The 18942-nt window shown below is 50.1% G+C and carries 16 protein-coding genes; 7 read left to right on the top strand and 9 right to left on the bottom strand.

What is annotated here, in order from left to right; genetic code table 11:
• The first annotated feature begins 3 nt into the window (after positions 1-3).
• Entirely contained in the window at positions 4-1206 is a 1203-nt protein-coding gene (gene choV, locus BZG20_RS06755) for a choline ABC transporter ATP-binding protein (RefSeq protein ID WP_046073602.1), read from the top strand.
• Between the two features lie 152 nt (positions 1207-1358).
• Here the strand turns inward: choV and BZG20_RS06750 are convergent, their stop codons facing one another.
• A complete protein-coding gene (locus BZG20_RS06750; RefSeq protein ID WP_227486498.1) occupies positions 1359-1799 on the bottom strand; it encodes a fasciclin domain-containing protein in 441 nt (146 codons plus the stop codon).
• A 469-nt stretch (positions 1800-2268) separates the two neighbouring features.
• Here BZG20_RS06750 and BZG20_RS06745 point away from each other — a divergent pair, with 469 nt between their 5' ends.
• The gene (locus BZG20_RS06745; RefSeq protein ID WP_077578518.1) at positions 2269-2574 is read left to right on the top strand and encodes a hypothetical protein; all 306 of its coding nucleotides are present in this window, start codon (positions 2269-2271) and stop codon (positions 2572-2574) included.
• An 87-nt stretch (positions 2575-2661) separates the two neighbouring features.
• Here the strand turns inward: BZG20_RS06745 and yjjG are convergent, their stop codons facing one another.
• Together yjjG and BZG20_RS06735 are read right to left on the bottom strand one after the other, a co-directional pair.
• Entirely contained in the window at positions 2662-3339 is a 678-nt protein-coding gene (gene yjjG, locus BZG20_RS06740) for a pyrimidine 5'-nucleotidase (RefSeq protein ID WP_077578517.1), read from the bottom strand.
• A gap of 133 nt (positions 3340-3472) precedes the next feature.
• On the bottom strand, positions 3473-4696 hold the full coding sequence (locus BZG20_RS06735) for a NupC/NupG family nucleoside CNT transporter (protein ID WP_077578516.1): 1224 nt from the start codon (positions 4694-4696) through the stop codon (positions 3473-3475).
• 548 nt (positions 4697-5244) lie between these two features.
• Between BZG20_RS06735 and BZG20_RS06730 the strand changes: the two genes are divergently transcribed.
• The 5 genes from BZG20_RS06730 (at position 5245) to BZG20_RS06710 (ending at position 12024) form a co-directional block, all read left to right on the top strand.
• On the top strand, positions 5245-6861 hold the full coding sequence (locus BZG20_RS06730) for a BCCT family transporter (RefSeq protein ID WP_198531468.1): 1617 nt from the start codon (positions 5245-5247) through the stop codon (positions 6859-6861).
• A 424-nt stretch (positions 6862-7285) separates the two neighbouring features.
• Positions 7286-8902 (top strand): BCCT family transporter, encoded by a 1617-nt coding sequence (locus BZG20_RS06725; protein ID WP_198531467.1) that lies wholly within the window; start codon positions 7286-7288, stop codon positions 8900-8902.
• A gap of 160 nt (positions 8903-9062) precedes the next feature.
• Positions 9063-10940, top strand: a complete 1878-nt coding sequence (locus BZG20_RS06720; RefSeq protein WP_046073595.1) for a DUF294 nucleotidyltransferase-like domain-containing protein — start codon at positions 9063-9065, stop codon at positions 10938-10940.
• 9 nt (positions 10941-10949) lie between these two features.
• Positions 10950-11681 (top strand): 3'-5' exonuclease, encoded by a 732-nt coding sequence (locus BZG20_RS06715; RefSeq protein WP_077578513.1) that lies wholly within the window; start codon positions 10950-10952, stop codon positions 11679-11681.
• A gap of 139 nt (positions 11682-11820) precedes the next feature.
• The gene (locus tag BZG20_RS06710; protein WP_046073593.1) at positions 11821-12024 is read left to right on the top strand and encodes a hypothetical protein; all 204 of its coding nucleotides are present in this window, start codon (positions 11821-11823) and stop codon (positions 12022-12024) included.
• A gap of 106 nt (positions 12025-12130) precedes the next feature.
• On the opposite strand, the gene BZG20_RS06705 is transcribed toward BZG20_RS06710, so the two are convergent.
• The 6 genes from BZG20_RS06705 to dinG all read right to left on the bottom strand — a co-directional run bounded on the left by BZG20_RS06705 (position 12131) and on the right by dinG (position 18699).
• Complete coding sequence (locus BZG20_RS06705; RefSeq protein WP_077578512.1) at positions 12131-13561, bottom strand: alanine/glycine:cation symporter family protein; 1431 nt, start codon at positions 13559-13561, stop codon at positions 12131-12133.
• 582 nt (positions 13562-14143) lie between these two features.
• Positions 14144-14326: a DUF2496 domain-containing protein gene (locus tag BZG20_RS06700; protein WP_077578511.1), complete on the bottom strand. Its 183-nt coding sequence runs from the start codon at positions 14324-14326 to the stop codon at positions 14144-14146.
• Positions 14323-15249 carry a histone deacetylase gene (locus BZG20_RS06695; RefSeq protein ID WP_077578510.1) on the bottom strand — a complete coding sequence of 309 codons (927 nt, stop codon included), beginning with the start codon at positions 15247-15249 and terminating at the stop codon, positions 14323-14325. The genes BZG20_RS06700 and BZG20_RS06695 overlap by 4 nt, the downstream gene beginning before the upstream one ends.
• A gap of 14 nt (positions 15250-15263) precedes the next feature.
• Complete coding sequence (locus tag BZG20_RS06690; protein ID WP_046073589.1) at positions 15264-15815, bottom strand: primosomal replication protein; 552 nt, start codon at positions 15813-15815, stop codon at positions 15264-15266.
• 23 nt (positions 15816-15838) lie between these two features.
• On the bottom strand, positions 15839-16609 hold the full coding sequence (locus BZG20_RS06685; protein ID WP_046073848.1) for a TSUP family transporter: 771 nt from the start codon (positions 16607-16609) through the stop codon (positions 15839-15841).
• A gap of 17 nt (positions 16610-16626) precedes the next feature.
• Positions 16627-18699: an ATP-dependent DNA helicase DinG gene (dinG, locus tag BZG20_RS06680; protein ID WP_077578634.1), complete on the bottom strand. Its 2073-nt coding sequence runs from the start codon at positions 18697-18699 to the stop codon at positions 16627-16629.
• Between the last annotated feature and the right edge of the window lie 243 nt (positions 18700-18942).

The following is an 18942-nucleotide window of genomic DNA, read 5'->3' as shown; positions in this document are numbered from 1 at the left end:
ACCATGGACGCAATCGCAATTAAAAATTTAGACGTGGTGTTTGGCGACAATGTTAAGCCAGCACTGGATCTGCTTGATGACGGATTAAGCCGCTCAGAGATTATCGAGAAGACCGGTCAAGTCGTGGGCGTGGACAATGTCTCACTCAATGTGAAAGAAGGTGAAATCTGTGTCTTGATGGGTTTATCAGGCTCAGGTAAATCGAGCCTACTGCGCGCCGTGAACGGATTGAACCCCATCAGCCGCGGTAGCCTTGAAGTCCGTGATGGCAACAGAATGGTCGACATGGCAACAGTTGACTCGCAAACGCTTCGCCACCTTCGTACTAACCGTGCATCTATGGTGTTTCAAAAGTTTGCACTTATGCCTTGGATGACAGTGGTTGATAACGTCGCCTTTGGCCTAGAAATGAAAGGTATCAGCAAGAAAGAGCGTCGTCGACAAGCGCTGGAAAAGCTAGAAATGGTCGGGTTGGACGACTGGGCTTATCAATATCCGCATGAGCTGTCTGGTGGTATGCAGCAGCGCGTTGGCTTGGCCCGTGCGTTCGCGATGGACAGTGATATTCTACTGATGGATGAACCTTTCTCGGCACTGGATCCACTGATCCGTGCGCAGCTACAAGATGAGTTGCTAGAGTTGCAGAAAAAGCTCAACAAAACGATTTTGTTTGTGAGCCATGATTTGGACGAAGCCCTGAAAATTGGTAATAACATTGCCATTATGGAATCAGGCCAGCTTATTCAACATGGTAAGCCTGAAGACATTGTGCTGCGTCCTGAGACGGATTACGTGCGTGACTTTGTTGCTCATACTAATCCATTGAACGTGTTGAAAGGGCGTTCGATGATGAAATCTGTTGACGACTTACCTCATGTCGACAACCGTTGGAAAGTGTGTGAGCAGCGTGATATTTGGGTCACCGCAGAGCAGGGCGGTCGCTTGTCAGCCGCTGCAGGCTCACAGCCCTTACGAGTCGTTGAATGGGAAAAAGACGTTCAAGATCTGTCACAAGTTGGAGACGACACCATTGTGGTTGCCTCGCCTGACATCGAAATGCGTGATGCGATTGAAATTCGCTATCACACTGTTAAGCCGGTGTTACTCATCGAAGAAGGGAAACTGGTTGGTACCTTATCTGACCATGACTTCTACCACGCGCTGTTAGGTAAGTTTCAACAAAAGTGCACTGATAAAGCGGCGTGACATTCGGTGTATGATTTGTCTATAGACAGATGAATAAAACAGCCTGCTCCAAGAGCAGGCTGTTTTTTTTACGTATCTATGTGTGTACCGAGGCTTGGTGCCTCACTCATATCGCCTCACGAGCGACCTTGTTGAGCGAGACGGACAAAGTACTAGGGCATTATCACGGTATCAATCACATGAATAACGCCGTTGGAGGTCATGATATCGGGCTTGACGACGGTAGCGTTATCGATTTTGACATCCCCGTACGATGTTTTGATCATCACGTCACTGCCTTGCACTGTGGTCGCGGAAGACATTCCCATCACTTGCTCTGCCGTTACTTTTCCAGGGACGACGTGGTAGGTCAGGATCTCGGTGAGTTTGTCTTTGTTTTCTGGCTTGAGTAGGGTGTCCACCGTGCCGTCAGGTAACTTATCGAAAGCCGCGTTCGTGGGGGCAAAGACGGTAAACGGGCCCTCTCCTTTCAATGTATCAACAAGGTCCGCGGCTTTAACGGCTGCCACCAATGTTGAAAAGTCGTCATTTTTCATTGCTGTATCAACAATGTCATGCTCACCTTTGTGGTGGGCAGCGACGGCGCTTCCCATCCCAACCAGCAATGTCGCAGTGATGGCTAATTTCGTGATCGTGCGTGTTAACATCATTATTCTCCCTTTTACGTTCGTTTCCCCACCCAATAAGTTGCCTTATTACAACCCTTGGTGACGACTTGGGAAGTATCAACTTGTTGCAAGGGTGAAAACGAGGACGGAAGCGAAGTCGATCACTGGTAAGGAGAATATTCTCCATCTTCCTCTTTTCTACGCCTAATAACCGCCGCCGTCTTGTGAAATTTTTCGAACGAGTTATTCATATTATTGTGATTGTCGTCACGGTCTGTCAGGCGTAATCTCATTCTCGTTCCACGGCAATAGCGCAATGACAATGTCGAACCGTGATTGCGCCTTGATGAGTCTCTGGAGACAGATTTTTAGAAATGGAGACATTGAGGTGACAAATCACCGGCACAATTTGCGTTTAATAGCTGTCAACCCATTACGAAAGAGGAAACAAACCATGAAAAAACTTGCTGCAATCTTTGCCCTAACGTTCGCTTCAACGTCTGTAATGGCTGGTGGTCTGAACCTCGATGTAGACCCTGCAGAAGGGGGCGCTTGGGTAACGGTCACTGAACAAGGCCAAGCGGTAAAAGGCGCTAAAGTCGCCAATGAATCGGGTCTTGATGCGAAGGTAACGGATGAGTCTGGTCGTGTATTTATCCACGCTCAGAACCAAAACAGCCGCTCAATCAACTTTGTGGCTAGCACCGATCAAGGTGAGCGCGCAGAGCAAGCCGCATTCATCAAAGGCGACCACAGCTAAAAGACGCGCGATTGAGTTCAAGCCGCCGTTAACAATGGCGGTGCCGATAAAAAGAGAGCATGTTTGCTCTCTTTTTTTTGTCACTGTTTAGGTTGGCAGTAGCCAATTTTTTAATTGATGTAGAGAGTCAACTTGGTGTGTCGGCGCAATATCTTCAGGGACTGGGGTATTATCAACATTTAGCCAACACGTATCGATGCCGGCTTGCATGCCACCGAGAACGTCAGAATGTGGGTTATCACCCACCATCAAGATTTTCTCTTTAGGCGGATGCCCCATTTTTTCAAACGCATGTTCAAAGATACGTGGGTCAGGCTTAGCGACACCGACCTGCTCAGAAATGACTAACGTAGAGATCGCCGCCTTCAATCCTGTTTTTTCTAAACGAATATCTTGTAAAGCCGTAAACCCGTTGGTGATGATACCAATATGAGCATGCGGGGAAATGGCGTTGATGAGTTCCCGAGCCCCTGGCAATGGTTCACAGATGTCTGCCATGGCATCTAAAAACCCTTGGTTTAAGGAAGATGGGGCGACGTTTAAGCGCTTTCCCCAGTCCGTAAAGCGTTCGGTCTGTAGAGTCTGGGCATCAATTTCCCCATTTTGATACTGTACCCACAGTGGTTTATTGCGTGCGGAGTATTCGGCAAACGCCTGCTGTTCAAAATCGACATCGTAATGCGAGAACAGACGTTGTAAGCCGGAGAACGCATCAAAGTGAAACAAGGTCTCGTCGGCATCGAATAAAACCCATGGGTATCGCATGTTATTACATCTCTTTACGTGAAGTTAACTAAGTGTAACAGAGTGCCAGTGCGGTTTTCGAGTCCATTTTTGTTTACTCACCGTCCATGGTGAGAAACAGCGTGAGTGGCCGTGAGCGAATACGCTAGGGGAATCACAAGGAAAGGTAGAGACCTGCCAGGGTCGCACTCATCAGGTTGGCGAGTGTCGCCGCGAGAATGGCACGCATACCGAGTGTCGCAATATCGCCCCGGCGTTCGGGTACGATGCCGCCTAGGCCTCCCATCAGCATGGCAATGGAGGTCAAGTTGGCAAAACCACACAGCGCAAACGTCACGATAGCTTGACTGTGGGCGGATAATTGGCCTTTTAAGTTCATAAAATCGGCAAAAGCAACAAACTCGTTCACCGCGATTTTTTTACCAATCAAGGTGCCTGCGGTCATGGCTTCATGCCAAGGAATGCCAATTAACCAAGCCACCGGCGCGAACAGGTAGCCAAACAGCCATTCAAGGCTCAGCTGAGGCAGGTTCAAAAGAGGACCAAGCTTACCTAACCCACCATTGATGAGCGCAATCATACTGATCACGGCCAATAAACTGGCACCCACTGCCATGGCGATTTGTAAGCCACTTAAGGCGCCTTGCGTGCCGGCATCAATCAGGTTCACTGGTTTGTCCTGTGTGTCTTGCACTGATTGATGTTGCATCGGGGTCATCGGTGTTTCGGTTTGTGGCACGATGATCTTGGCCATCATGAGTCCTGCCGGTGCCGACATAAACGCCGCCGCAATAAGGTACTTCATTTCCACACCGAGCCCTGCATAGCCTACCATGGTGCCGCCAGCCACTGAGGCGAGCCCACCCACCATGACAGCAAACAGCTCTGAGCGTGTCATGGCAGCAAGAAAAGGCCGAACAACCAGCGGCGCTTCAACAGAGCCAACAAAAATATTGGCGGTGGCAGACATTGATTCTGTACGCGACGTGCCGAGTACACGTCGTAGTAGTCCACCAATCAGGCTAATGACCCATGTCATGACCCCAATGTGGTACAGCACAGCGATCAGTGCAGAGAAAAAAACGATGGTGGGCAATACATTAAAGGCGAATATAAAACCGAGTTTGAATTTAGCGAGATCGCCAAAGAGGAACTCTGCGCCTATGTCACCAAAGCTGATGATCGCAGAGACGGTGTCAGACGCGTTGGCCAAAATACGCTGGCCAAGGGGAACCGAGATGATAAAGCCAGCAAAGACGATTTGTATGAGGAATGCACCGCCAACGGTGCGCCAGTTAATCGCGGATCGATTTTCAGAAAAACCCATCGCGATAAGAAAGAGGACGCTAATCCCCAACAGGCCAATGCCAAACTGCATGATGTTGCTCCGCAAACGTTAAACTTGAGATGGAAAACGATTGCGGCGGTATTGTACGTGGTTTTTATTATGTGACAAGTGTCACTTTGTGTGTTTTGTGTTTGCATTTTTTTTCATCAATGGCGTCTTTGATATGAGCAAGCGAGTTGCCCAAGCGTGATGAATTTCACGATCGTTATGTTTGCTTAGCAATGGTGGAAAATACGACTATGATTTTAAAAGGGTGTTAGGCGTTCTAAAACGCTATTAACCAAATTGTTTATTGTTCTGAAATAAAGAGTTCAAATAACCGGGAAAGCCAGTAAAATCGGGGCATGGAGGGAAGTTARTGTTGGGCGCTTGGTTAGAAAGTAAACATTTGGTTAGGGGCCTAATTAAATTTTTTCTCAGATGTGGTAATGTAGTTGATTGTGTGGTGACAGCTGGTCTTTTATTGCTGGTAAAGATGGCTTGAACAGCAATGAATAATGGGCGCACCACCAACACTCACAGGCTTCCGAATAAACGGACTAAGGAGTTAACTCGTGAGCGATAAAAGCCATGAAGATATGATGACACCAGACGGGAAGGTTAACCCGATCGATACTGATTATCAGGTCGGTCAGGATAACGTGGCACTGAAACTCGGCCCGTTTGGTTTTGATATTCACAACCGAGTATTTATGGTCTCAGGGCTGGCTATTTTGGCCTTCATTTTTGTCACCCTGGCCTTTCAAAACCAAATTGGTCCTGTTTTTGGGGATCTACGTGGATGGCTAACTTCAAACCTAGACTGGTTCTTCCTTTCAGCAGGAAACATTTTTGTTATTGCCTGTCTAGTGCTGATTGCGTCTCCACTGGGTAAAGTGAGACTCGGTGGTACCGAAGCTAAGCCCGATTACAGCTACGGCGGCTGGTTTGCGATGCTTTTCGCAGCCGGTATGGGTATTGGTCTGATGTTCTACGGGGTTTCAGAGCCACTGACGCATTTCCAAACGGCGTTAGGCGGGACATCCGTGGGCGCTGATGGTCTTCGCACTGACTGGGCGCCTTTGGGTGCGGCAGCCGGTGATACAGAGGCGGCGCGCCGCTTGGGTATGTCTGCCACGATTTTCCACTGGGGCTTACACCCATGGGCGATTTACGCGGTATTGGCGTTAGGCCTGGCACTGTTTGCGTACAACAAAGGCTTGCCTTTGACCATGCGTTCTGTGTTCTACCCACTGTTCGGTGAACGTGTTTGGGGCTGGACGGGCCACGTGATTGACATTTTGGCAATCATCGCGACCTTGTTTGGTCTTGCAACATCGCTTGGCTTGGGTGCCTCACAGGCATCAGCGGGTCTTCACTATCTGTTTGATACACCGCTAGGTGATACCACAGAAGTGTTGCTGGTAATGGGCATCACAGGCGCCGCGATTCTTTCGGTTGTGGCTGGTGTTGATAAAGGGGTCAAGCGCCTATCTGAAATCAACATGATGCTTGCGCTATTGCTGCTCATCTTTGTGATTGCAGTGGGTCCAACCATCGCTATCCTGACCGGTTTCTTTGGTAACTTGGGCGCGTATCTACAAAACTTGCCTGCGCTGTCAATGCCATTTGGCCGTGAAGATGCCAACTTTACGCAAGGGTGGACATCCTTCTACTGGGCATGGTGGATTTCTTGGTCCCCATTCGTCGGTATGTTTATTGCGCGCGTATCGCGTGGCCGTACCGTGCGTGAATTCATCACTTGTGTGTTGATCATCCCATCAGCAGCCTGTGTATTGTGGATGACTGCCTTTGGTGGCACCGCAATTGGTCAGTTCGTCAATGAAGGCTACACAGCCGTTGTGGACGCAGAGCTGTCACTGAAACTGTTTGCGATGTTAGATGATCTGCCACTAGCAGCGATCACCTCGTTTATCGGCATTATCCTGGTCATGGTGTTCTTTATCACCTCGTCTGACTCAGGGTCATTGGTTATCGACACCATTTCTGCCGGCGGTAAAGTGAATGTTCCTGTGCCACAGCGTGTATTCTGGGCCTCTTTCGAGGGCTTGGTGGCCGTTGCGCTGATCCTTGGCGGTGGCTTGGTCGCCCTGCAAGCAATGGCGGTGTCGACAGGCTTCCCATTCACGATTGTGTTGCTGGTTGCTACCGTGTCACTGTTTAAAGGTTTGGCCTCAGAGCCTCGTGCTTCTTAAGCCAAACACTTAACGTCGCGTTAAGGTTTTATAAGCAGCCCCAAGTGGGCTGCTTTTTTTATTGGTTACGTTTTCCCTACCTATTGTGTTTTTCTTCCCTGATTGCGCCAAAAGCGAGCACCTTTATCCAATCGTTATAACTGTTAAAGAATGAGTTCAAAGGATCTGCTTCGTTGTAAATAAGCTGTGCTGGCAAGGTATGTGTGTAACAACCTTGATGACAAAGTGACCAAGCGGTTAGGGGCCTAATTAAAGCGCGTTCGCTCTATGGTATTGTTGCTGACCGTGTTGTCATTGCCACCCTTTTTGGTGTTTTTATCACGCTTAAATACCAAGCAACCTTCGGCAGTGTTCAGCAACACAGAGAGGCTTGTGAATCGACGGACTAAGGAGTTAACGCGTGAGCGATAAAAGCCATGAAGATATGATGACACCAGACGGTCAGGTGAACCCGATCGACACTGACTACCAAGTGGGTCAGGATAACGTCGCTTTGAAAGTCGGCCCGTTTGGTTTTGATATTCACAACCGTGTATTTATGGTCTCAGGGCTGGCGATTATGGCCTTTGTCTTTGTGACCTTGGCCTTTCAAGATAAAATGGGGCCGATTTTTGGCGATTTACGTGCTTGGCTGACTGCAAATCTCGATTGGTTTTTCCTCTCGACAGGCAATGTTTTCGTCATTGCTTGCTTAATACTGATTGTCTCGCCGTTAGGAAAAGTGCGGCTGGGTGGCACAGAAGCCAAGCCGGACTTTGGCTATGGTGGCTGGTTCGCGATGCTTTTCGCCGCGGGTATGGGCATTGGTCTTATGTTCTATGGCGTGTCAGAGCCGTTGACGCATTTTCAAACCGCGCTCGATGGCACGTCGACAAATGCTAATGGTATCCGGACTGACTGGGCCCCGTTAGGCGGTGCCGCGGGGGATACAGACGCGGCACGTCGTTTAGGTATGTCCGCGACCATTTTCCACTGGGGACTGCACCCTTGGGCCATCTATGCGGTGCTGGCGCTTGGTCTTGCACTGTTTGCTTACAATAAAGGGTTGCCGCTGACTATCCGCTCGGTGTTCTATCCCTTGTTTGGTGAGCGCGTTTGGGGCTGGACCGGTCATGTGATTGATATCTTAGCTATTGTGGCGACGCTCTTTGGCCTTGCCACCTCGCTCGGTATTGGTGCCTCACAAGCGTCCGGTGGTTTACATTACTTGTTCGATACGCCGTTAGGCGCAACGACCGAGATCATCTTGGTGGTGGTGATCACCGCGATGGCGATTTTCTCCGTTGTCGCTGGCGTCGATAAAGGGGTGAAGCGCCTATCTGAGCTTAATCTTATCCTTGCGTTCTTGTTGTTGCTGTTTGTGATTGCGGTTGGCCCGACGCTCGCAATTCTGACCGGTTTCTTCGGTAATCTCGGCGCCTATTTAGAAAATTTGCCAGCACTGGCGATGCCATTTGGGCGAGATGACGCCAACTTTACCCAAGGTTGGACATCCTTCTATTGGGCGTGGTGGATCTCTTGGTCACCATTTGTCGGGATGTTTATCGCGCGCGTATCTCGGGGTCGAACGGTACGCGAGTTCATTACCTGTGTGTTGTTGATCCCATCGGCGGCCAGTGTGCTTTGGATGACGTCATTCGGGGGCACGGCGATTGACCAGTTTGTCAACGACGGATACACCGCCGTTGTCGATGCCGAGCTGTCTCTGACGTTGTTTGCGATGCTTGAAGGCCTGCCACTTGCGACGATCACCTCGTTCATTGGTATTATTCTTGTCATTGTCTTCTTCGTCACGTCATCCGACTCAGGCTCTTTGGTGCTTGATACCATCTCGGCGGGCGGAAAAATGGATGTACCCGTATCACAACGGGTGTTCTGGGCCACTTTTGAAGGTTTAGTGGCGGTGGCGCTGATCCTTGGCGGCGGCTTGGTGGCGTTGCAAGCGATGGCTGTCTCCACCGGCTTCCCATTCGCCGTGGTGCTCCTGGTAGCGACTGTCTCCTTGTTTAAAGGCTTGGCCTCTGAGCCACGCGCGAAATAAACAGGTGTGCTAACTGTTTGATTGTTAGCTAAGATAGGAAAGGCAGGCCTTCGGGGCTGCCTTTTTTATTACCCGGCCAGCGCTTGAGCTGTGCCGCTGGCGAAAGAACGGATGCCCCAAAGGGGAGCCCTTCAATAAAATGCAGGTTTAGGTGAGCATTATGGAAGCTGAACAAATTGAAATCGCGACATTTCTTGCCCAGTACGCCCCTTTTGACGCAATGCCGGAAGAGGTGGTGGCTGAGGTAGCAACCAGTATTGAAATCAGTTACTACCGTGCAGGCACCGATATTTTTGCTTACGGTGATGAAATTCACGATTTAGCCATCCTGCGCAGTGGCGCGGTCGAGCTCTTTCGCCGGAATGGAACCTTGTATAACCGTATTTCAGAAGGCGATATCTTTGGTCAGATGGGCCTTTTGATGAACAACCGCGTCCGGATGCCCGCCAAAGCGATCGAGGATACCTTGGTCTATTTTATCCCAGAGGCGATGTTCAACCGGCTCTTTGATGACTTTGAGCACTTTGCTGATTTTGTTGAGGTAGAGGACAGAACCCGATTGCGCCAAGCGGTATCGAGTCACAACGAAGCCAATGATTTGACCACCTCAAAAGTGAAAAAACTGATTATCCGTGACCCGGTAATGATATCCAGTACAGACTCGGTTCAGCACGCTGCTCAGGTCATGTCACAAGAGACAGTCTCTTCTATTCTGGTGATGGGCGATGAGCCAGATCCTGATACTGGTATAAAGCCGGTACTGGGGATCATAACGGATCGTGACTTACGTAATCGCGTCTTAGCGGAAGGGTTGCCTTATGAGACGCCAGTGCAAGAAATCATGTCACCACAGCTGATCACGCTTGACCACAATGCGTATATCTTTGAGGCAATGCTGACCATCTTGCGCTCAAACCTTCATCATGTGCCCGTGATTCAACACGGTAAGCCGATTGGTGTGGTCGCACTGTCTGATATCGCGCGCTATGAGTCGCAAAACAGTTTGTTCTTGGTGGCGAGTATCTTCCGCCAACAATCTGTGGATGATTTGGTCATCTTGTCTAAACAAGTGAAAGATTGCTTTGTCCGTATGGTCAACGAAGACGCGAACTCGCACATGATAGGCTCCGCGTTGTCGGTGATTGGCCGTAGTTTCAAACAGCGCTTGCTTGAGCTTGCTGAGGAAGAGCTCGGTGAGCCGCCAGTGCCGTATTGCTTTTTGGCCATGGGGTCAATGGCACGTGACGAGCAGTTAATTGTTACTGACCAAGATAACGCCATTATTTTGGACGATAGTTATGATCACAGTCAGCACAATGCGTATTTTGAAGCCTTGTCTAAACGTGTCTCTGATGGATTGAATGCGTGTGGGTATACGTATTGCACCGGCAATATTATGGCGACTAACCCTGAGTGGCGAAAAACGCTGAAAGAGTGGGAGCAATGCTTTGCTGATTGGATTGATAATCCCAGTCCGCGATCGCTACTTGATAGCAATATCTTTTTTGACCTTGATGGCGTCCATGGTCGCACCAACTGGGCAGAGCAACTTAAAGCCTTTATTGGTCGTCGTGCGCGCCGCAACAACCGCTTCTTGGCGGCGATGGCACGCAATGCGCTCAATCGCACACCGCCACTGGGCTTTTTCAAAGACTTTGTCATGGAGCAAGACGGGCGTCATAACAATTCCATTAACTTAAAACGTCGTGGCACGGCACCTTTGGCCGATCTGATTCGGGTACATTCATTGGCGATCGATTCACGCTCGCAAAACTCCTTTGAGCGTTTGGACGATATTATCGAGTCGGGGATCTTGCCTAAAGGTCGAGGCCCAGACTTACGCGATGCAATGGAATTTATCTCTATGGTGCGCATTCGTCATCAAGCGTTAGACATCGAAGCGGGTCGCGAGCCGGACAACAACATCGAGCCAGAGAACCTATCTGACTTTGAACGTCGAAACTTAAAAGATGCATTTCAGATCTTAAGTAACGCGCAGAAGTTCTTGAAATTCCGCTATCAGCCGAATCGGTCTTAAGGGGAGGGTATGCTTCATTTCGATTTGAGAAAAAAAGAGGATGCCGACCACGTGGATTGGCGTGCCATGCTGGAAACCAAACGTGAGACGGTCCAGCATGAGACGTTGCAAGCGTTTTATCAGCAAGGCTGGGTATCGCCTGATACGCCTGTCTCCCAGGTGTCTTTTGTGGCGTTAGACTTTGAAACCACAGGGCTTGATAGCCAGCAAGATGCGATTGTCAGTATTGGTTTGGTGCCCTTTACCCTGAATCGCATTCGTTGTCAGCATGCGCAACACTGGATTGTTAACCCTAACCGGCCGTTGGCAGAGTCGTCGATTGTCATTCATGGGATCACCCACTCAGATATCGTGAATGCCCCTGACTTTTCGCATGTGATTGAACCTTTACTGAGCGCGCTGGCCGGCTCAGTAGTCGTGGTTCATTATCGCCGTATTGAGCGGGAGTTTCTGGACCGTGCGATCAAACAGCGCCTAGGCGAGGGGATCATTTTCCCAATGGTCGATACCATGGAATTAGAAGCGCGCAAACATAGAAACGGTAAACGCAGCTTTATGGATTGGATTGCCCGTCGCCCGCCCGAGTCGATTCGTTTAGCCGATAGTCGTCATCGTTATCACTTACCCTTTTACCAGAGCCACCATGCGCTGACGGATGCGATGGCAACGGCTGAACTACTGCAAGCGCAAATTGCCCATGACTTTTCACCGGACACGCCCATCAGTGAACTATGGCGCTAGCCGCGGGAGCGAGCCTCACTTCTAAAACGGATGATCTCGGGGCGAGAGAACGAATGAACCCTTCTCTGGTGGTTTTCGTAATGACTGATAAGGCGTATAATCGACGTGCTACAAGTCAGTGACGGAAGTGAGAGGAAAAATGACATTGATCCATGCGGTTGAAGGGTTAGCGTTCGGTCTCGGTGTGCTATTGCTGTCATCGTCCATTGGCTTTGCGTATTGGGGGATCACTTTAAAGCCTGAAGAGGCTGAGGACATGACCGCACGTAAGATTGAGTTGGGGTTTTATGCGGGCGCGTGTCTTGTTTTCGCCCTACTCATTGGCTATTGGTTGAGCGTGTAGCCTTAGAAACTTTGGTATAACGGCGACAGCGCAAGTCTAAGACTTAAAAGTGAGTGTAAAAAAACCACCGATTGCTCGGTGGTTTTTTCGTATGACCCGTAGGGGATTACCAAACGTCTTTATCGATTTGCTTATCCAGTTTCGGGAACTTGGTGCGATCAAAAGTTGGGTTTTTGCCCGCACGGCGCTGGTCTTCATAGTCTTTCATCAGCGCGAAGGCGACACCCGACAAGAGCGCAATCGCCACCAAGTTGATCACGGCCATCATGCCCATCGACAAGTCAGCAAAGCTCCAGATTAACGGTAAGTCGGTAATCGATCCCACCAACACCATAGCTAGCACAGCAATACGGTAGAGTAGAATCGCGTTTTTCGAGCGGAAAATATACTCGATGTTTGACTCACCATAAGAATAGTTGGCAATGATAGAGGTGAAAGCGAATAAGAGGATTGCGATAGCAATAAACGCCGCACCCCAGTCACCCACTTGGCTAACCAATGCTTCTTGGGTAAGCGCAATACCCGTTAGGCCGCTATTTGGCTCAAGCATACCGGAGATTAAGATGATCGATGCTGTCGCGGTACAGATAACGATGGTGTCGACAAAAACACCCAGCATCTGAACATAGCCTTGCGCCGCTGGGTGATTCGGCTTGGTGGTTGCGGTAGCGGCCGCATTCGGTGCTGAACCCATACCTGCTTCGTTTGAGAACAAACCGCGCTTGATACCGTGCATCATCGCTTGCGCGATCGCATAACCCATAGCACCACCCGCCGCTTGTTCAAGCCCGAGCGCGCTTTTAACAATGGTGGAGATCACAGCAGGTAGCTGCTCGATATTCATGCCAACCACGACAAGCGCAACCAGCAAATACGCCAGTGCCATAAACGGCACGATCAGCTCCGCCACACGCGCAACCGAACGCATACCGCCAAAAATCACGGGTGCGGTCACTACGGCAAGGCCGATGCCAACCGCTAAGGCATCAAAGCCAAACGCGGTATTCATTGCTGCAGCAATCGAGTTGGACTGGACACCGTTAAACGCCAGACCAAAGGCGATAATCAGACAAATAGCGAACGCAATACCTAACCAGCGCTGACCTAAGCCTTTCTCAATGTAGTAAGCCGGGCCACCGCGAAAGGTCTTATCGTTGTGGTTAACTTTGTACGCCTGCGCCAAGGTGGACTCGACGAAACTGGTTGCCATGCCGACCAATGCCGTCAGCCACATCCAGAAGATAGCACCAGGGCCACCCAGATAGAGTGCGACGGCCACACCGGCCATGTTTCCGGTACCGACGCGCGCTGCCAGACTGGTACTAAAGGCTTGGAAAGAAGAGATACCACCTGACGCGCCATCGCGGCTGTTGGCCATGAGTTTGAACATGTGGCCAAAGTTACGGAATTGAATAAAGCCAGATCGTACGGTGAAGTACAAACCTAAGCCAATCAAAAGATAAATGAGTACGCTGCCCCAAAGGAGGCCGTTACCTGTATCGACTATGGACACAAATAGATTTTTAAGTTGTTCCATCATTAAACTCTGTTTTGTCTGTTGGGAGACGCCTAACTCGATAAGCACGTGAACTCAGGTTCATCGTGAAAGAGCGAGGGTCGACAACCACTGTCCATGTGAGATCTCTGCCGTCCATGCAGGTGAGCAACGAAACGCGCGATAGCACCAAAACATCTGGCTTGCTATGACGCGCGATGTTGGATCTGCAACAGCATTTTGAATCCATGCTCGGCTGTTGCCAGAGTGCGCCGTTACCAGTGATAGCGATGTCTTAGCACATCAATACACTGGGTGGAGCACGCCGGATAATACCGACATTTGTGAGACAAAACACTAGATGATTATTGTTCTGTTGGTTTTTTGAGCGGCTCTGGGTGTTAATAACAGCACTAAAAACTGTAACAAGAATGTAATGCGTTGCACGCTAATTACTTGATGTTAAAGCAGTCATCTCGACGCCTTTCGCATATTATTCCGTATTTTTTGACTAAATAACGTTTTCTTGCGCGCTGAACGAAATGTGATCAATGCCTCATATTGCCGCCGATTCATCGTACCGACTGTCGAACGAATTTGCCCGAACCGGTAGATAAAGGTGACTTAATCACTGGATGACGCCGCTTTTTTGGTCAGCAAATCATGCTTAACGATATCGATCGCGGAGAGCGCTGTGTCGGTTTCGATCGCATGGCTTTCAAGCAAGTAAATAAGATCGACGGCGAGTTTAACGTCGTCGGGGGCCTCTTCGAGTACTTTTGACGAGGAAGAATGTGAGTCAGTCATGATGCCTCCAGGCTGGCGGAAAAGTCGGGAAAGTGGGTGAGCGCGGCTTGTATCAGTTGTTCGTGCAACGGGATCAGCTGCTCATGGGTGTCATGATAGCCTCCTCCTATGACCGCAGCGACAGGTATCTGGTGGGCGGCACACCGTGATAACACGCCTGTGTCGCGTTGAAAAATACCCTCAGCGGTAAGTGACAAATACCCCAACGCATCGTCTTTATGCACGTCGACACCCGCATCATAGATCACCATGTCGGGGCGGTGCTGAGCCAGTGCAAGGTCGAGTAAAGGCAAAAAGGCATCGAGATAGTCGTTATCTTGGGTGCCAATCGGGAGGGGTAAATCAAGCGTTGATGATGGCTTTCGCGAGGGGAAATTTTTCTCACAGTGGACGGAAAAGGTCACAATATCTGGATGTGAGGAGGCTAACGCGGCGGTGCCGTCACCGTGGTGAACATCGCAATCGACGATCATCACTGTCTCTATGCCCGGCTGCGTGAGGGCATGACGCGCAGCAATCATTAAGTCGTTAAATAAACAAAAGCCACTGCCAAAGTCATAATGGGCGTGATGGTAGCCGCCGGTAAGGTGAATAGCCAGACCCGTGCGCAATGCCTGATCCACCGTTAAGGTGGTGCCACCCAGTGAGGTTAAACTGCGCTTTATTAGCGACTTACTCCAAGGAAACCCAATACGGCGCATTTTTACCAAAGGCAAGTTGCCCTCGAGTAATTGACTCACATAGGCGGGGTCATGAATCGCGTCAATGATCTCTCTATGCGCGGCGGTGGGCTGGTAAAACTCAACCGGCAATGCAAGCGCTTGTAATCGTTCGAACAGCAGCCGGTACTTTTGCAGTGGATAACGGTGACCCTCGGGAAGCGGGAAATCAGAGTAAATGGGATGGTATATCAGTGGTAGCACATTCGCTCCTTACGTTATCGCTTTTCCCGGTAAGTAATGGTGGTTTCAATGCGCTCTCGGGCTTTGGTGCACCGCGCTAGACGCTGCTCGAGCGCGAGAACTTGCTTTTGATGCTGTTGCCGTACAGCCGGACTGGAGGCCATCTCAACACTGGCGTTGGCATCACGGAGTTTGTCGGCGAGACGCCGCTCCCAGTCTTGATGCTTGGCCAAGTCTTGATAGAGCTCACCGATAGATTGGCGTCTTGGACCACGACGAGCTTGTTCTTGCTTACGTAAAGGTTGAGTGGCAAGTTCACGTTGGAGTGCGGTGATTTGTGCTAACAAGGTTTCGCAAATATGGGTGGCTCGCGCATCCGTTAGTACCCCTTGCTGATGATCGCGGCGCATCACGGCTAACAGGCCTTGTGCTTCATTAACACAGGGCGTTAATAACTTACCTTTGCAGTGAAAAAGTGGCGTGGCAAATAGCGGTGCCTTGGCTTCTCCTCGGCGACGATCAACCTCTGCGGCTTGAACGGCGAGTTGATCTAAATGTTGAGCCATGGCATCGATTTGCGCTTTCATGATGTTTTCTCTCTCAATGAGGGTTAGAACCAAGCATCAACGGCGAGTTTGCCCGCTAGAATAACCACCGCGGTGATAAAAATAGGGCGAATAAAACGGCTACCAAAGCGGATGGCTGAGTGAGCGCCAATAAAAGCCCCTAGCATTAAGCAGGCTCCCATGGTTAAGCCCAGTGCCCAGCTTACATGGCCTAACAGCGCGAACGCCACCAGTGAGGTGAAGTTACTGGTAAAGTTCATCGCCTTTGCTAATCCCGAGGATAGCAAAATATTCATCCGATAGAGCGACATGGTGGAAACCGTCCAAAACGCGCCGGTTCCCGGACCTGCCACCCCGTCATAAAAGCCAAGTGATAAACCCTGACTCCACTGTTTTATGGGCAGCTTTGGGCAACGTGCGGGTAGCTGGTTGTTATCGCCTTTAGGGTGTGGATGCCAGATGGTATACACCGCGGCGACCAACACCACAATGGGAATGGCCTTCTCTAACCATTCGGTACTCAGAACGTCCACCAGCAGGGTGCCGGCTGTGGCGCCAATTAAGGTGCCCCAAAACGCATGTTGCCAAAATAAGGGAGAAAATAGGCGCTTTTTATAATAAGTGAACGCGGCGGTGCTCGACGCAAAGGTCGCGGCCAACTTATTGGTGCCTAACGCAACATGCGGCGGCAGGCCAAGTGATAATAGGGCAGGGACAGTTAGCATGCCGCCACCTCCAGCTACCGCATCAATAAATCCAGCGACAAACGCGGTTAGCCCCAGAATAACTAAAGTAGAGAGGTCAATCAGTTCCAGCATGTTAACTCGTCAGTTTAAGGTTCGATCACGCGTGTAAAGGGAGGTAGCGAGTCGAGTAAGGATTGGCCATATCTACGGGTGATAATGCGCCGGTCAAGAAGCACTACTTTACCAGAGTCCTCTTCTTTGCGCAGTAGACGACCGACTGATTGTACAAGCTTTTTACTCGCCTCTGGCACCGCGATTTGTAAAAACGGGTTGCCACCACAGCGCTCGATATATTCAGCGTGCGCTTCTTCAACCGGCGAGGTGGGCACGGCAAAAGGGATCTTAGTAATAATGAGGTTGGTCAATAAGTTGCCCGGTAAGTCCAGGCCTTCGGAAAAGCTGCCGGTGCCAAAAATGATACTGGTTTTATCAACGCTAACCGCTTGCTGATGCGCCTTTAGTAATCCGGTACGCGACTGGCTCCCTTGGCAAAGCAGCTGCCAGCCCCGTTGCTTGCAGGTGCTTTCTATCACTTTTGTCACTTGCTGCATTTGCCAGTAGGAGGCGAAGAGCACCAAAGAGGCGCGTTCGCCTTCCAGATGTTCGAGTATTTTATCGCTCAGCACATCCGTAAAGTCGCTTGCTTGAGGTTCACAAGGCATCGTCGGGATCACCAAGCGCGCTTTGTTGGGGTAATCAAATGGCGAAGGCAAGGCTAAATAACGCGAGCCGTCGGTTTCGCTCAAGCCCACTTGACGGCAGAAATAACTGAACCGGTTGAGTGCACGTAAGGTCGCAGAAAAGAGGCCAACCCCGGCTGCACGGGACCAGAGCATTTGGTCTAAACGCCAACCGACTTCCAAGGGGGAGACATGGATCCAAAGGTCGCCTTCGCGCTCGCGACACGCTCGCACCCAACGTGCCAAGGGGGCGCCTTTATCCGAATTAGGTTGAGCCATCAAGGTCCACACCTTTTCTAAATTTTCTAACCGTTGCAGGAAAAAAGCCGTTTCCGCGAGCGCCGGATCAGCCAGTTTGGCCGAAATGTCATTTTCTTTCAGACGTTCATTGATCAAATCATGAATTTTTCCCAATGCCTGATGGGCTTTTTTACTCGCCTTTTTGAGTTGCTCACTGGGTGAGGTAAGCGCATCGGGGAGCTCGCCATCAGCAAAGCGGTAGCAACCATCATCGTTGAGCGGCAATTGACTGAGCTGTTGTTTAACCTCGCGTAAGCCTGGGATTAAGGTTTGAATCGCGTCTAGCAAGCTATCCACAAACCGATGTGCGCGCTTAATATCAGCGGTATTCCCCAACTTGGTCGTCGCTTGATTGAGCTTTTCCAGCCAGCTGACCACACCCAACAGGCTGGCACTGGCGGCAGAAAAGTCTCGCGCGACAGTAGGCAAGTGATGAGCTTCGTCAATCATATACAGGCATTGCTCCGGCTCGGGCAAGATCACTCCGCCGCCTAGTTCGAGATCGGCGAGCAGCAAACTGTGGTTCACCACCACCACATCCGCTTTATCCATCGCCTCTCGTGCTTTAGCAAACGGGCAAGCACGGTGGGCGGGCAAACCGGCATGACAAGTGTGCTTATCAGAGGCGATGGCTTGCCAAAGATGATCAGCAATGGGTTTTGGCCAACTGTCTCTGTCACCATCCCACTTACCTCGGCTCAGCGCAGCGTAGAGATCGTTGAGTAATAATTGCTCGCTGCGCTTGGGTTTTTGGGTAAATAGCGCCCCTTGAATGCTTTCCATGTCCGCTACCGCACTGAGCTTATGTGCACAGCAATAGCGTTGACGCCCTTTGGCTAAAATAAAATCGAACGGTTTGGGGCAGATGCGATGAAAAAACGGGATGTCTTTATTGGCAAGCTGTTCTTGCAACGCCACCGTCGCGGTTGAAATAACCACTTTTTTATTGTTGTTGAGTGCAAACGGGATCGCGCCCATCAGATAGGCCATCGACTTACCGACCCCTGTGCCTGCTTCTGCCACTAATAGTCGCCGTTTAGGCTCGTAATCGCCAGCTAGGGTCTTCGCGAGCTCTGCCACCAAATAGTTCTGAGCTTTACGGGGAATAAAGTGGGGAAGTTGATCTTGTAGCGTTTGGTAGCACGCGCGAATGTCTGATTTTACGGCAGGACTGAGCATCAACAGGTCCGAGTTGCAAAGGTTGGCACCTAGTATAACACGGGGCAAAAACGTGAAAACGATCGCGAACTGCAAGATTTCCTTACAGATATGAGATCCTGGTCACGAATTTAATTTGAACCATTCTTCGCTATCTTGCTGATCTGCCGTTTGATTAACAAAACGCCTGATTTAAGCTATTGATTAGTTTTTTATTCCAATATAAGCAATAAATACTGTAATTTTTGGTGTTTTATGTTGTTA

The sequence above is a fragment of the Salinivibrio sp. IB868 genome, assembly GCF_001995655.1.
In the GTDB taxonomy this organism is placed as follows: Bacteria; Pseudomonadota; Gammaproteobacteria; order Enterobacterales; family Vibrionaceae; genus Salinivibrio; species Salinivibrio siamensis.
Note: the sequence above shows the minus strand (reverse complement) of the source record. Positions and strands in the feature narration are given on the sequence as shown.